The sequence below is a fragment of the Cupriavidus sp. FW305-3-2-15-C-LB2 genome, assembly GCF_058787575.1.
The window spans coordinates 71865-85524 of the sequence record NZ_JBYSZW010000021.1 but is presented as its reverse complement, the minus strand read 5'-3'; the positions used below and the strand labels follow the sequence as shown (position 1 = coordinate 85524).

The 13660-nt window shown below is 64.6% G+C and carries 15 protein-coding genes; all 15 read right to left on the bottom strand.

Translation table 11 applies throughout. From position 1 onward, the window contains the following. Window positions 1-24: 24 nt before the first annotated feature. Window positions 25-918, bottom strand: coding sequence for a DNA repair protein RecO (recO, locus tag AC3WRR_RS17255; RefSeq protein WP_492297535.1), 894 nt, complete (start codon window positions 916-918; stop codon window positions 25-27). A 19-nt stretch (window positions 919-937) separates the two neighbouring features. Beyond that, window positions 938-1876, bottom strand: coding sequence for a GTPase Era (era, locus tag AC3WRR_RS17250; protein WP_010814691.1), 939 nt, complete (start codon window positions 1874-1876; stop codon window positions 938-940). Continuing rightward, the gene (gene rnc, locus AC3WRR_RS17245; protein ID WP_010814690.1) at window positions 1873-2643 is read right to left on the bottom strand and encodes a ribonuclease III; all 771 of its coding nucleotides are present in this window, start codon (window positions 2641-2643) and stop codon (window positions 1873-1875) included. Before rnc ends, era begins: the two co-directional genes overlap by 4 nt. 1 nt (window position 2644) lies before the next feature. After that, window positions 2645-3037: a DUF4845 domain-containing protein gene (locus AC3WRR_RS17240; RefSeq protein WP_037024639.1), complete on the bottom strand. Its 393-nt coding sequence runs from the start codon at window positions 3035-3037 to the stop codon at window positions 2645-2647. Window positions 3038-3087: 50 nt separating this feature from the next. Further along, on the bottom strand, window positions 3088-3987 hold the full coding sequence (gene lepB / locus AC3WRR_RS17235) for a signal peptidase I (protein WP_011615721.1): 900 nt from the start codon (window positions 3985-3987) through the stop codon (window positions 3088-3090). A gap of 95 nt (window positions 3988-4082) precedes the next feature. After that, complete coding sequence (gene lepA / locus AC3WRR_RS17230; protein WP_010814687.1) at window positions 4083-5876, bottom strand: translation elongation factor 4; 1794 nt, start codon at window positions 5874-5876, stop codon at window positions 4083-4085. A 208-nt stretch (window positions 5877-6084) separates the two neighbouring features. Then, a complete protein-coding gene (locus AC3WRR_RS17225; protein WP_010814686.1) occupies window positions 6085-6369 on the bottom strand; it encodes a glutaredoxin family protein in 285 nt (94 codons plus the stop codon). A gap of 15 nt (window positions 6370-6384) precedes the next feature. Next, window positions 6385-7869, bottom strand: a complete 1485-nt coding sequence (locus tag AC3WRR_RS17220) for a DegQ family serine endoprotease (protein WP_010814685.1) — start codon at window positions 7867-7869, stop codon at window positions 6385-6387. A gap of 135 nt (window positions 7870-8004) precedes the next feature. Continuing rightward, window positions 8005-9084, bottom strand: coding sequence for a MucB/RseB C-terminal domain-containing protein (locus AC3WRR_RS17215; protein WP_011615723.1), 1080 nt, complete (start codon window positions 9082-9084; stop codon window positions 8005-8007). Between the two features lie 8 nt (window positions 9085-9092). Beyond that, a complete protein-coding gene (locus tag AC3WRR_RS17210; RefSeq protein WP_010814683.1) occupies window positions 9093-9719 on the bottom strand; it encodes a sigma-E factor negative regulatory protein in 627 nt (208 codons plus the stop codon). Window positions 9720-9834: 115 nt separating this feature from the next. Then, complete coding sequence (rpoE, locus tag AC3WRR_RS17205) at window positions 9835-10434, bottom strand: RNA polymerase sigma factor RpoE (protein ID WP_010814682.1); 600 nt, start codon at window positions 10432-10434, stop codon at window positions 9835-9837. Window positions 10435-10545: 111 nt separating this feature from the next. Further along, complete coding sequence (locus tag AC3WRR_RS17200; protein WP_492297533.1) at window positions 10546-11019, bottom strand: hypothetical protein; 474 nt, start codon at window positions 11017-11019, stop codon at window positions 10546-10548. Window positions 11020-11071: 52 nt separating this feature from the next. After that, window positions 11072-12304 (bottom strand): beta-ketoacyl-ACP synthase II, encoded by a 1233-nt coding sequence (fabF, locus tag AC3WRR_RS17195; protein ID WP_010814680.1) that lies wholly within the window; start codon window positions 12302-12304, stop codon window positions 11072-11074. Window positions 12305-12494: 190 nt separating this feature from the next. Then, window positions 12495-12734: an acyl carrier protein gene (gene acpP / locus AC3WRR_RS17190; protein ID WP_008644813.1), complete on the bottom strand. Its 240-nt coding sequence runs from the start codon at window positions 12732-12734 to the stop codon at window positions 12495-12497. A 170-nt stretch (window positions 12735-12904) separates the two neighbouring features. Continuing rightward, window positions 12905-13654 carry a 3-oxoacyl-ACP reductase FabG gene (fabG, locus tag AC3WRR_RS17185; RefSeq protein ID WP_010814679.1) on the bottom strand — a complete coding sequence of 250 codons (750 nt, stop codon included), beginning with the start codon at window positions 13652-13654 and terminating at the stop codon, window positions 12905-12907. Window positions 13655-13660: the final 6 nt, after the last annotated feature.

Here is a 13660-nt window from a genome sequence, read left to right as displayed (position 1 = left end):
TAAGTCGGATGGTTCTTGAGTCGGTCAGAGATACTGCAGGTCGATCAGAATCTGGCGCGTCTTCAGCGGCGCGCCTTGCAGATAATAATGCAGCAGGAACCGCATCAGCGCGCGGCTTTGCGCGGCGGTCTGCGCGCGGCTGTAATCGTCCTGCGCCATGTCCAGCAGGGTCTGGCCGGTCACCACCGGCCACGACGACGGGTCGCTCGGCTGCGCGCGGCGCACGCCGCGCTCTGGCTGGTAGACATAGTCCAGGCCCGGCTGGACCCGCTCGCCGGTGCTCAGGCACTGGTCAAAGGCAACCGCGAAGCCAGTTTCCTGCAGCAGCACGCGTTCAAAGCTGCGCAGCACCAGCCCGGCTTGCTCGCCGTGCGCCAGCCGCGTCAGCGTCGTCAGGTAATGGCGGAACAAGGCCGGATGCGCATCCTCGCGCGGGCAGAAGCGCATCAGCAGCTCGTTCAGGTAGAACGCCGACAGCAACGCATCGCCGGCCAGCGGCGGCATGCCGCCGACCCACTCGGCCTTGGTCAGGGTCTTGACCTCGCCGCGGCCGCTCCATGACACCGAGACCGGGTGGAAATGCTGCAACACCGCACGCAACGCGGAGTGCGGGCGCTTGGCGCCCTTGGCCACCATCGAGATGCGGCCGTAGTCGCGCGTGAACAGGTCCAGGATCAGGCTGGTCTCGCGATACGGCCAGGCGTGCAGCACAAAGCCGGGCTGCTCGGCCACGCGCGACTCGGGCCGGGCCGGCAAGATGCGCATGGCACGATCCATCATCGCGCGCGCGGCAGCGTCGGCCATGCCGGGCAGCGCCCTGCTGTCGAGCAGTTCGGCGGCCTCGTCGACCACGGGGTCGGCGCGGCGGGACCGTGGCGCCGGCGCCGGCGCGCGCGCGATGTCAGCCGTCTTGCTCACTGGTCGCTCGCTGTTGTGCTCACTCGTAGCCGTACGCGCGCAGCCCTGCTTCGTTGTCGGCCCAACCGCTCTTCACCTTGATCCACATTTCCAGGTAGACCTTGCCGTCGAACAGCTTTTCCATGTCCAGGCGCGCCTCGGTGGAGATCTGCTTGAGCTTGGCGCCCTTGTTGCCGATGATCATGGCCTTGTGCGCGTCTCGCTCGACCAGGATGGTGGCAAAGACGCGGCGCAGGCGGCCTTCGGTCTCGAACTTGTCGATGATCACGGTGCTGGTGTACGGGAGCTCGTCGCCGGTCCAGCGGAACACCTTCTCGCGGATGATCTCCGAGGCCAGGAAGCGCTCGCTGCGGTCGGTCATGGCGTCGGCGTCGTACATCGGCTCGCCTTCCGGCAGGTAGGGCCGGATGATCTCGAACAGGCGCGCGATATGGTCGTGGGTCTTGGCCGTCATCGGCACCACTTCGCGGAACGGGAACTGCTGCCCCATCTTTTCCAGGAAGGGCATCATCACTTCCAGGCGGTTCTCGCCGTTGACGCGGTCCAGCTTGTTGGCGACCAGCAGCACCGGCGTGTTCTTCGGCAGCAGCGACAGCACCTTCTCGTCGTCGGCGCCGTAGTAGCCGGCCTCGACCACGAACAGGACCAGGTCCACCGACGACAGCGTGGACGTGACCGCGCGGTTCAGCGAACGGTTCAGCGCGCTGGCGTGGCGGGTCTGGAAGCCCGGCGTGTCGACGAACACATACTGCGCGTCATCCGTGGTCTGGATGCCGACGATGCGGTGGCGCGTAGTCTGCGCCTTGCGCGAGGTGATGCTGATCTTCTGGCCGACCAGCGCGTTCATCAGCGTGGACTTGCCCACGTTGGGGCGGCCGACGATGGCCACGGTGCCGCAGCGGAACGCCGCGGCCGGGGTATCCGCCGCGTCTTGCTGCGGATGGGTAGATTCGGTCATTCCTTCAACCTGAGAGACAGCTGTGGGTCCTGCGGCACGGGTTGCTTGCGGGTCTTGCCGGTGCGCTCGGCGCGGCTGCGCTTGAGCAGCTGCGGCACCAGCTTCTGGACTTCGTCCAGCGCCAGCTTGGCGGCGGCCTGCTCGGCAGCGCGCCGCGAGGCGCCGGTGCCAAACACCCGGACTTCCAGTTTAGGCACCGTGCACTCGACTTCAAACTGCTGGCTGTGCGCGGCCCCGTGTGTGGCGATTACGTTATATTGCGGCAGGGCGATCTTGTGGCCCTGCAGGTATTCCTGCAGCAGGGTCTTGGCGTCCTTGCCCAGCGTGCGCGGGTCGACCTGCTCCAGGATCGGGATATAGAGCTTGCGGATCAGCGCGCGCGCGGCGTCGAAGCCGGCGTCGAGGAAGACCGCGCCGACGATCGCTTCGAGCGCATCGGCGAGGATGGACGGACGGCGGAAGCCTCCGCTCTTGAGTTCGCCCTCGCCCAGGCGCAGCGTGTCGGACAGCTGCAACATCTGGGCGATCTCGTACAGGGCCTGCTGCTTGACCAGGTTGGCCCGCACGCGCGACAGGTCGCCCTCGTCGAGCTTGCCGAACATGCCATAGAGCATGTCGGCCACGGCGCAGTTGAGCACCGAATCGCCCAGGAATTCAAGGCGTTCGTTGTGCTGGGCGCTGTGGCTGCGGTGCGTCAGCGCCTGTTGCAGCAATTCGGGCTTGCTGAATCGGTAGCCGAGTCGTTGCTGCAAGGCGTCAAGGTTCATATCAGTGCTGCGTTCCTGAATAGGTAATCAGTAGGCTCAGGGGTCCGTAGACGGGCACCTCGGTCCGGTACGAGAAATCGACCGACTGGATGGTGCCGTTCTCGTCTTCCCGGATCAGGAGGTCCTCGGCCTTGACTGCGGTAATCCGGTCGATGGCTGCCTGCTTTTCAAAAAAATCGGCCACTTCGCGCTTGTTGGCGGCGCGCTGCTTGGCATAGCTGGCGGCGCGCTTGACCGAAAAATACTCCACCAGGCTCGGGATCGCGCGCAGGGCCGGCAAGGCCACCCCGATCACGAACACCACGATCACCAGCAGCGTCCAGACGGAAAACCCGCCCATGCCTGCCCGGCGTCGTACCGGATTCCTGCCCACCACCTTCCCAAGTTGACCCATGATGCGCTCGTCCTCGTTTTGCGTTGAGTGTTCTTGCGCCGCGGGGATTCTTATTTGAACGTTCCCACGCGTCCGAAATTGCCGAGGTTCATCCAGATCACAAAGGCCTTGCCGACGATATTCTCATCCGGCACGAACCCCCAGAAACGGGAATCCAGGCTGTTGTCCCGGTTGTCACCCATGACGAAATAGTGACCTGCAGGTACCTTGCAGGTCACGCCCTGCTGATTGTAAGTGCAGTTTTCCCGGTACGGGAAATCCGGGTCCGCCCCCGCGATAAACGCCGGGCGGTCGGCGTCGTTCAGGATGCCATGATCGACGCTGCCTGGCAGCTTTTCGCGGAAATGCCTGGAATATGCCAGGCGCTCCTCGTCCAGGAAATCCGGCAGCGCGGCGTACTCGGCCGGCTTGCCGTTGATGGTCAGGCGCTTGTTGGCATACTGCACCACGTCGCCTGGCACGCCGATCACGCGCTTGATGTAGTCGAGCGACGGGTCTTTCGGGTAGCGGAACACCATGACGTCGCCGCGCTGCGGCTCGCCCATGTCCATGACCTTCTTGTTCACCACCGGCAGGCGGATGCCGTACTCGTACTTGTTGACCAGGATGAAGTCGCCGATCAGCAGCGTCGGGATCATCGAGCCGGACGGGATCTTGAACGGCTCGACCACGAACGAGCGCAGCACGAACACCGCCAGGATCACCGGAAAGAAACTGGCCGAATATTCCAGCCACCACGGCTGGCGCAGCTTTTCCTCGGCCAGGCGCTTGCGCGTGGCGTCAGCTTCCGCCGCGCCGAAGCGGCCCTGCAGGTCGGCCTGGCGCGAATCGAATTCGGCCAGCGCCAGCCGCGCCGAAGAGCGGCGCTGTCGCTCGAACACGAGCTTGTCCGCAACCCACGCGACGCCCGTAATCACCACCAGCACAAAAAGGATCAGTGCAAAATTCATGACGGCTTCTGGTTTTTTGAAATCCTGGTACAGCCTGTTCTTTCACCACGGCGGCAAACCGCCGCGCGTGGCACTGCCCTGCTCGCGGCGCCTTCTTACTTGTCATCCACCTGCAGGATGGCCAGGAAAGCCTCCTGCGGGATCTCGACCGTACCGACCTGCTTCATCCGCTTCTTGCCCGCCTTCTGCTTCTCCAGCAGCTTCTTCTTGCGCGTGATGTCGCCGCCGTAGCACTTGGCCAGCACGTTCTTGCGCAGCGCCTTGACGTTTTCGCGCGCAATGATATTCGCGCCGATGGCGGCCTGGATCGCCACGTCGTACATCTGGCGCGGAATGATCTCGCGCATCTTGGCTGCGACCTCGCGGCCGCGGTATTGCGAGTTCGAACGGTGCACGATCACCGACAGCGCATCGACCTTGTCGCTGTTGATCAGGATGTCGACCTTGACCACGTCCGACGGGCGATATTCCTTGAACTCGTAGTCCATCGACGCATAGCCGCGCGACACCGACTTCAGGCGGTCGAAGAAGTCCATCACGATTTCCGCCATCGGGATCTCGTAGGTCAGCTGCACCTGCTTGCCGTGGTAGCTCATGTTGATTTGCGAGCCACGCTTCTGCGTGCACAGCGTAATCACCGAGCCGACATATTCCTGCGGCATATACAGGTTGACGGTGACGATCGGTTCCAGGATCGCCTCGATCTTGCTCGGGTCCGGCATCTTCGCCGGATTTTCCACGGTGATCACGGTGCCGTCGCGCATCTCGACCTGGTACACCACCGTCGGCGCGGTGGTGATCAGGTCCATGTCGAACTCGCGCTCCAGGCGCTCCTGCACGATCTCCATGTGCAGCAGGCCGAGGAAGCCGCAGCGGAAGCCGAAGCCCAGCGCCTGCGACACTTCCGGCTCGAACATCAGCGAGGCATCGTTGAGCCGCAGCTTTTCCAATGACTCGCGCAGCGCCTCGTACTGGTTGGCCTCAACCGGGTACAGGCCGGCGAACACCTGCGGCTTGACTTCCTTGAAGCCCGGCAGCGGCGCTTCGGCCTTGCGCTGCATGGTGGTGATGGTATCGCCCACCTTGGCCGCCTTCAGTTCCTTGATGCCGGCGATGACAAAGCCCACCTGGCCCGCCGTCAGCGCATCGCGGGGGATCGACTTCGGCGTAAACACGCCCACCTGCTCGACCAGGTGCTGTGAGCCGTTGGCCATCAGCAGTACCTTGTCCTTGGGACGCAGGGTGCCGTTGACCACGCGAACCAGCATCACCACGCCGACGTAGTTGTCGAACCACGAGTCGATGATCAGCGCCTGCAGCGGCGCGTCGGCGTCGCCCTCGGGCGGCGGCACCTTGGCGATCAGCGCCTCGATCACGTCCTGCACGCCCTGCCCGGTCTTGGCCGAGCACGGCGTGGCGTCCTGCGCGTCGATGCCGATCACGTCCTCGATCTCCTGGATCGCGTTATCGGGGTCGGCCTGCGGCAGGTCGATCTTGTTCAGCACCGGCACCACTTCCACGCCCAGCTCGATCGCGGTGTAGCAGTTGGCCACGGTCTGCGCCTCAACGCCCTGTGAGGCGTCGACCACCAGCAGCGCGCCTTCGCAGGCGGACAGCGAGCGGCTCACTTCATAGCTGAAGTCGACGTGTCCCGGGGTGTCGATCAGGTTCAGGTTGTAGACCTTGCCGTCGCGCGCCTTGTAGCTGAGCGCAGCGGTCTGCGCCTTGATGGTGATGCCGCGCTCCTTTTCGATATCCATCGAATCGAGGACCTGCGCTTCCATCTCCCGATCCGACAGCCCTCCACAAAGCTGAATGATCCGGTCGGCCAGGGTGGACTTCCCATGGTCGATATGGGCAATGATCGAGAAATTACGGATATGGTCCATCTAGTGTTCAGGGGGGCGCCGGCGTGAGAGCCCGCGCGGCAACAAGCGGTTGAGCGGCCCGGCGCCGCGCGCCGCAAGGCGGGCGCGGGCGTACCGCAGGTTCGGGGGGTGCAATTTTTGCGCCAATCCGCAATTTTACCGGATTTTCAATGACTTCCGGGTCGTCAAATGGCGGCGTGGCGCGGTTGGCGGCGGTTACCGACGGGGATCAGCGGGTTGTGCGCGCGCTGCCATGTGCGGCAAGCCACACCCTTACGGCAGCTTCGTCGAGGAAATAGTGGCAAAGCTCCACGGCGCCGCCCTGCAAGTCTGCTGGGGTGCCCGGCATCAGCACCGGCACCAGTTCGCCAAAGCGGTCTTCCAGCCCCGCATCGGCATCGACATCCACCTCGTGCAGGGCGAAAGAAAAATCGCGCCGGAGCGGCTCCAGCGCGACCTTCATGTCTTCGCAAAGGTGGCAGTATGCCCGACCGTACAGTGTCAGCGCAGGCATACCGGCCATTGCGGATCAGCGGCTGGACGTGGCGCCCGGACGCAGCGTCAGCACCTGGGTGGCATCGCCGCGCCGCACGAACACCGCGGCAATCCGGTTCTTGTCCAGGCTGCGCACCAGCTCGTTGAACTGGCGGGCGTTGGTCACATCCGTATCGCCCAGGCGCAGGATGATGTCGCCCGGACGGATGCCGGCACGCAGCGCCGGGCCGTCGGCCACTTCCACCTCGACGCCCGACTTGAGCTTGAGCTCCTTCAGGCGTGCCTCGGGCAGGTCGTTGACCACCAGGCCAAGCGCATTGGGCTTGCCGGCCTGTGCCGCGCTGTCGTCCTTGGGCGTTGCGCCGCTGCGAGCCTTGGCCTTGCCGTCCGGCTCCAGCTCGGTGACGGTGATGGTGACCTCGCGGACCGCGCCCTTGCGCCACAGCTGCAGCGGCACGCGCGTGCCCGGCTTGGTCTCGCCCACCATGCGCGGCAGGTCCGAGGCCCGCTCGATATCGCGGCCGTTGAACTTGAGGATGATGTCGCCGGCTTCGATGCCCGCCTTCTCGGCAGGACCGCCCGGCTCGACGCTGCCGACCAGCGCGCCGCGCGCACGGCCCAGGCCCAGCGAATCGGCCACCTCCTTGGTGACGTCGCCGATCGCCACGGCGATGCGCCCGCGCGTCACGCGCCCGGAGCTCTTGAGCTGCTCGGACACGCGCATCGCCTCGTCGATCGGGATTGCGAACGAGATGCCCATGTAGCCGCCGCTGCGGCTGTAGATCTGCGAGTTGATGCCGATCACCTCGCCGCGCAGGTTGATCAGCGGGCCGCCGGAATTGCCGGGGTTGACCGCCACGTCGGTCTGGATGAACGGCAGGTAGTCGCCCGTGTCGCGGCCCTTGGCCGAGACAATGCCGGCGGTCACGCTGTTGTCCAGCCCGAACGGCGAGCCGATCGCCAGCACCCATTCGCCGGCGCGGACCTTGTTGGAATCGCCCAGCGGCAGGCGCGGCAGGCCGCTGGCCTCGACCTTGAGCAGCGCCACGTCGGTGCGCTTGTCCGAGCCGATCAGCTTGGCCTTGAATTCGCGCTTGTCGGGCAGCGTCACATAGATGGTTTCGGCGTCGGCCACCACGTGCGCGTTGGTCATCACGTAGCCGTCCTGGCTGATGATGAAGCCCGAACCCACGCCGCGGCTCTGCTCTTCCTGCTGTGGCGGCTGGCCGCGGCGGGGGGCGCCGGGCGCCGGGGCACCGGGCATCGGCACGCCGAAGAAGCGCCGGAAGAATTCCGCCATCTCGTCATCGCCGCCGGGTGCACCGCGCTGGCGCACGAGTTCCGTGGTGCGGATATTGACCACGGCCGGGCTGGCCTTTTCCACCAGGTCGGTGAAATCGGGCAGGTTGTAGTTGGAGGCGGCAGCCTGGGCATGGCTGACTTCGGCAACAGTCGGGCCGAGCAGCATCATGGCAGCCATGACCACGGCCCGCGCCAGGGCTGGAGATCTGAACATCATCGACAACTCCCGGGATTCAGCGAATAGAAGAAAAACCGTCTGGATGTGATCCCGTGGCGGGGACCCCTGCGCAGGTTTCATGAAGAGCCGGCGCCGGGACAGAGTCCGGCGGCGTCGGCTGCACCTGCGTCAAGCTCAGTGTACCGCCTTGGGCGGGCGGTACTCCACGGCCGTCGCAAACTGCCGCACGGTGCTCGCCGGCACCTCGCCCACCACGGTAATCCAGAAATCGGCAATTCGGCGCACCACGACCTGGGTCGCGCCGAGCGCTGCCACGCCCTCGCGGCGCACGCGTTGCTCGGAAACCGGTTCAATGAAGACCGACAGGCCGGTCAGCCCGTCGCTGTAAACGACCTGCAGCACTTCGAAGACCTGGCCGCGCGCGTTGCCCGGCGCGGGTGCGCGCAGCTCGCCGAGCGGACGGCGCACTTCGCGGATCTTCTGGAAGCCCTTGAGCGGCACCGCAATCGACCAGCCCTCGTCGGCGATATTGGTCGGCTGGTAGGTCACCTCATAGCGATTCCAGCTGCTGGAATTCTTGATCGCACCGAGGATATGCTGCTTTTCGGACGGCACCCCGATCTGCACCTGCGAGAACGCGACCTGCTCCAGCACCTTGCCACCATCGCCGATGGTCTGCGCGCGCATCAGCAGGCCGGAGTTTTTCTCCGCCCACAGGCGCACCGCATAGCGCGCGGCATCGTGCGGCTCCAGCGCGAAGACCTCGCACTCCATGCCTGCCACCCGCTCGGCGGGCATCTTGCGCATGTCGTACAGGTCCAGCACGTCGTTCTTGTTGGTGGCGAGCAGCGCCGGGAAGCGATCCTTGGCCTCCTGCTTCTCCACCACCACCAGCTTGGCTTCGGGGATCAGGCTGTGCACCACGTCATTCTGACGCAGCACCTCGCGCGGTTTGCCGTCGAGCGTTTCCAGGCGTTCGTACTCGTTGTGGACGAGATCGCTGTAATGCTGGATACGCGAGGCGTGCATGACGCTGCCGCGCTGGTAGATCAGCGTGCCGACATAGTTCTCGCGCTGTGCGGCTTTGTGGATCTTGTTGAGCCAGGCGGTGGCGTCGCGTCGGTTCAGCGTACTGTCTGAAGGCTGTGCGGTGGCCGCGGCAGCGCTCAGACACAAGGCCAGAAAAAAGGACCTACGCAGGGCCCTGATTTTCTGCGCGCCCGCTACATAGGCGGGCGACCCTCCTTTATGCATGTCCGGCATTATTCCTGCGTATTTTCCTGAGTGAAGTTTGCACCGTTGGCAACCGTGCGCATGGTGGGCACGAACGCATCCGTTGCCACCGACGTGCGATGGGCACGCAGGTATTCGTCCAGGCGCGGGTCGCGGATCATCTGGGGAGTTTCCGCCGCCACGGTGACGATGCCAGAGGCCGGGCTGGCCGGCTGGTCGGCGCGTGCCACCACGGCATCGGGCGTGGCCAGCGTGGCGGGGCCGCGCATCTGCGGCACGACCACCCAGCTGACCGCTGCCACGGCGGCGGCGATCGCGGTGCCCGGCATCACGCGGCGCACCCACGACGGCCTGACCAGCAGGCGGTGGCGGGCGCTGGCCTGCGCCACTGCCGGCACCAGTACATGCGGCTCGGCTTCCAGGCGCGCGGAGAAACGAGAGAGGAAAGCAGAGGTGGAACCCGCGTGCGTCAGGTCTTCCGAACGCAGCGTGTCGCCGATCAACTGGTAAGTGGCCCAGTCGGACATGCCGGCATCGCTTTTCGCGAGGCCCAGCACGGCATCGACTTCGTGCGGCGCCAGTTCGCCATCCATCAATACGGAGATCTGCTCCGCTGCTTCCACTACATGAACCGACTGCTTATGAGCCTGACCCATTTCCCACCCCAAGACATTCCATTGAACACCGATAATCCCGTCACTTCTGTCGCTTATCGATGCAGGAATACGCTGCAACGCTGGCCGCACGACATTCTTCTTGACTACCCGACTACTACCACCGTTTGCCCTCTGCCGTTCCCAGCAGCGGACGCAATTTCTCGGCAATCGCCTCGCGCGCCCGGAAGATCCGCGAACGCACCGTGCCGATCGGACATCCCATCGCTTCGGCGATCTCCTCATAGCTGAGGCCCTCGATCTCGCGCAGCGTGATGGCGGTCCGCAATTCTTCCGGAAGCGCCTCCATTGCGCGGTTCACCGTCTCGGCGACCTGGCGTGTGTGGAGCATCGATTCCGGCGTATTGATATCCCTTAGTTGCTCACCGTCCGCAAAAGTTTCAGCCTCCTCTGCATCGATATCGCTGGACGCTTCCGGGCGGCGGCCCTGGGTGGCAAGGTAGTTCTTGGCCGTGTTGACGGCGATCCGGTACAGCCACGTATAAAAGGCCGACTCCCCGCGGAACTGGGGCAACGCGCGGTATGCCTTGATAAAGGCATCCTGCGCCACATCCTCCACCTCAGCGGGGTCCCTGACCAGGCGCGAAATCAGGCGAATGATCTTCCGATGGTATTTGGTCACCAGAAGTTCAAAGGCCCGCTTGTCGCCCTGCTGGACGCGTTCAACTAGGAGCTGATCGGCTTCGCGTTCGCTCACGTATGGCTCACCTGCAGTGTATCTCTTGGTTTGGTCGTCACGACAAACGTTGTATTTTACCTACGATTCTAAGCCCGCCCGGTGAAGCAACGCGCATCCTGTGACCGCAAGCTAACAAAATCGTTCCCCTGCCCGCATCTCAGGTTGCACCCGCAGTGCAACTCTGGCGGCGCGTTGCAACCGCCGCGCCATCTCGGGCGAACCTGCCTGCCAGGGAAGAAAGATGGCGCCGGGCATCCCGGGCGCTCCGGGCGCCAGGCGCACGACAGCGGCGCCGCCGGCCTGCCAGCATTGCCTGACCACAGCCTCGTGCCGGGCATCACCCGGCCCTTGCAGGCGGATCCGCAATGGGCCGTTGCCGTCGGGCGCATGCAGCACTGCCGTGCAGCGCCAGCGCAGGCTGCACCACCACGCCGGCCAGGCACGCACCGTTGCCGCTGCGGCAAGCACGAGTGCCAGCGCCATGGTGGCATGCCCCCAATGGAAACCAGCCTGACTGCTGGCTATTACAGCGGCCAGCGTCCGCGCCAGCAGCGCGAGCGCCAGCATTTCGCCGGCACAAAACACGAACAGGGTCCACCACAACGGGTGGACCCTGCCCTGGCGCAGCCCGCGAAGGGCCCGCCTCAACCTCGGATCAGGCGCGGCGGAAAACAAGCGTGCCGTTGGTGCCGCCGAAACCGAAGTTGTTCTTCACCGCGACCTCGATCTTCATCTCGCGCGCCGTGTTGGCCACGTAGTCCAGGTCGCACTCGGGATCCTGGTTGTCGAGGTTGATCGTCGGCGGCGACACCTGGTTGTGCAGCGCCAGCACGGTGAAGACCGATTCCAGGCCGCCGGCACCGCCCAGCAGATGGCCGGTCATCGACTTGGTCGAGTTCACCACCATCTTGTAGGCCTGGTCCCCGAATGCGGCCTTGATCGCATCGGATTCGTTCTTGTCGCCCAGCGGTGTAGACGTACCATGGGCGTTCAGGTAATGCACCTGGTCCGTATTGATGCCGGCGTCCTTGAGCGCATTGACCATGCAACGGCGCGGGCCGTCCATGTTCGGCGCGGTCATGTGGTAGGCGTCGCCGCTCATGCCAAAGCCGATCAGCTCGGCATAGATGCGCGCGCCGCGCGCCTTGGCCGACTCGTACTCCTCCAGCATCATCACCCCGGCGCCTTCGCCCAGCACGAAGCCGTCGCGGTCCTTGTCCCACGGACGCGAAGCGGCGGCCGGATCGTCATTGCGCGTCGACAGCGCACGCGCAGCGGCGAAACCGCCGATGCCCAGCGGCGACACGGTCGACTCGGCACCGCCCGCCAGCATGGCGTCGGCATCGCCGGCCTGGATCAGGCGGGCGGCCAGGCCAATGCTGTGCAGGCCGGTCGTGCAAGCCGTCACGGCAGCCAGGTTCGGGCCCTTGATACCGTGGATGATCGACAGGTGGCCGGCGATCATGTTGATGATCGAGCCAGGCACGAAGAACGGCGAAATCCGGCGCGGACCGCGCTCGGTCAGCACGGCGTGGGTCTCTTCGATCAACGGCAGGCCGCCGATGCCCGAGCCGACCAGCACGCCGATGCGCTCGGCATTGGCTTCGGTCACTTCCAGGCCGCTGTCCTTCAGCGCCTGCGTGCCGGCCGCAATGCCGAAATGGATGAAGGTATCCATCGCGCGGGCTTCCTTGGCCGGGATGTAGTCCTCGGCATTGAAACCCTTCACTTCACCGGCAAAGTGCACGGAAAGCGCGGAGTGATCGAATTTGGTGATGGTGGCGATGCCGGACTTGCCGGCAACCAGGTTGGCCCAGCCTTCGGCAACCGTGTTTCCGACCGGAGACACAAGGCCAAGCCCAGTGACGACGACGCGACGACGGCTCACTATGTTTTCCTACGGGTGCGTGAAACGGGAACGGAACAGAGATCAGCCCGCCGCCGGCCTTGCGGGCCGCGCGGCGAAGCACATTCCATTCTGCTTCTTCAAACAGACGAAAGCCACAGAAAACAGCAAGGCGCGGCCGCAACGGCCCGCCCACCTGCCTTCTGTGGCTCGGAATGCAGAGACGACGGGCTTAGGCCTTGACGTGCGCGGTGGCGTAGTCGATAGCCTGTTGCACGGTCGTGATCTTTTCGGCTTCCTCATCAGGAATTTCCATGCCGAATTCATCTTCCAACGCCATCACGAGTTCAACCGTGTCCAGCGAGTCCGCACCGAGATCGTTCACGAACGACGATTCGTTCTTGATATCTGCCTCGGCCACGCCAAGCTGTTCTGCCACGATTTTCTTGACGCGTTGTTCGATATTGTCCATGTAACCCTCCAGGGAAGTTCGACAAAAAGTGGGCGCATTTTAGCAGGTTTGAGGCGACAGAAATGCCGCCTGCCAAGCTTTGCAAGAATCGCGCCCGTTTGGTTCGGAAAACTACTACTTCAGGCGGCTTCTTCGGGCTTCTCCCCCGAAACCAGCCAGCCAAAACCCCATTAATTCATGTACATCCCGCCGTTCACATGCAGCGTAGTGCCGGTAATGTAAGCGGCATGCGGGCCAGCCAGGAAGGCCACTGCGTTGGCGATATCCTCCGGCTGGCCAAGGCGACCCAGCGGAATCTGCGTCTTGAGCGAAGCATGCTGCTCTTCGGACAGCGCCTTGGTCATGTCGGTGTCGATAAAGCCCGGCGCGACACAGTTCACGGTCACGTTGCGGCTGCCGATTTCCGCGGCCAGCGAGCGGGTCATGCCCGCCACGCCCGCCTTGGCAGCAGAGTAGTTCATCTGGCCGGGGTTGCCGACCGAGCCCACCACCGAAGTGATATTGATGATGCGGCCCTGGCGGGCCTTCATCATCGGGCGCAGCACCGCGCGCGACAGACGGAACACCGAAGTCAGGTTGGTCTGGATCACGGCCAGCCAGTCCTCGTCCTTCATGCGCATCGCCAGCTGGTCCTGCGTGATGCCGGCATTGTTGACCAGCACGCCGATGCCGCCGTGGGTCTTGACGATCTCGTCGATGAGCGCGTCGCAAGCGGCCGCGTCATTGACGTTGAGCACGGCGCCCTTGCCCTTCAGGCCGTCGGCGCCGAGGTAATCGGTGATGCCGGCCGCGCCGGCTTCGCTGGTGGCGGTGCCGATCACGGTGGCGCCCTGGCGGGCCAGTTCCAGCGCGATGGCGCGGCCGATGCCGCGCGAGGCGCCGGTGACCAGCGCAACCTGGTTGTCGAGAAGTTTGGTCATGCGGAT

Bases quoted from the DNA above. Each gene is read 5' to 3' on its own strand.
- era (WP_010814691.1), bottom strand. From the start codon at position 1,876: ATGACCGAATCTACCCATCCGCAGCAAGACGCGGCGGATACCCCGGCC.
- rnc (WP_010814690.1), bottom strand. From the start codon at position 2,643: ATGAACCTTGACGCCTTGCAGCAACGACTCGGCTACCGATTCAGCAAG.
- AC3WRR_RS17240 (WP_037024639.1), bottom strand. From the start codon at position 3,037: ATGGGTCAACTTGGGAAGGTGGTGGGCAGGAATCCGGTACGACGCCGG.
- lepB (WP_011615721.1), bottom strand. From the start codon at position 3,987: ATGAATTTTGCACTGATCCTTTTTGTGCTGGTGGTGATTACGGGCGTC.
- lepA (WP_010814687.1), bottom strand. From the start codon at position 5,876: ATGGACCATATCCGTAATTTCTCGATCATTGCCCATATCGACCATGGG.
- AC3WRR_RS17225 (WP_010814686.1), bottom strand. From the start codon at position 6,369: ATGCCTGCGCTGACACTGTACGGTCGGGCATACTGCCACCTTTGCGAA.
- AC3WRR_RS17220 (WP_010814685.1), bottom strand. From the start codon at position 7,869: ATGATGTTCAGATCTCCAGCCCTGGCGCGGGCCGTGGTCATGGCTGCC.
- AC3WRR_RS17215 (WP_011615723.1), bottom strand. From the start codon at position 9,084: ATGCATAAAGGAGGGTCGCCCGCCTATGTAGCGGGCGCGCAGAAAATC.
- AC3WRR_RS17210 (WP_010814683.1), bottom strand. From the start codon at position 9,719: ATGGGTCAGGCTCATAAGCAGTCGGTTCATGTAGTGGAAGCAGCGGAG.
- acpP (WP_008644813.1), bottom strand. From the start codon at position 12,734: ATGGACAATATCGAACAACGCGTCAAGAAAATCGTGGCAGAACAGCTT.
- fabG (WP_010814679.1), bottom strand. From the start codon at position 13,654: ATGACCAAACTTCTCGACAACCAGGTTGCGCTGGTCACCGGCGCCTCG.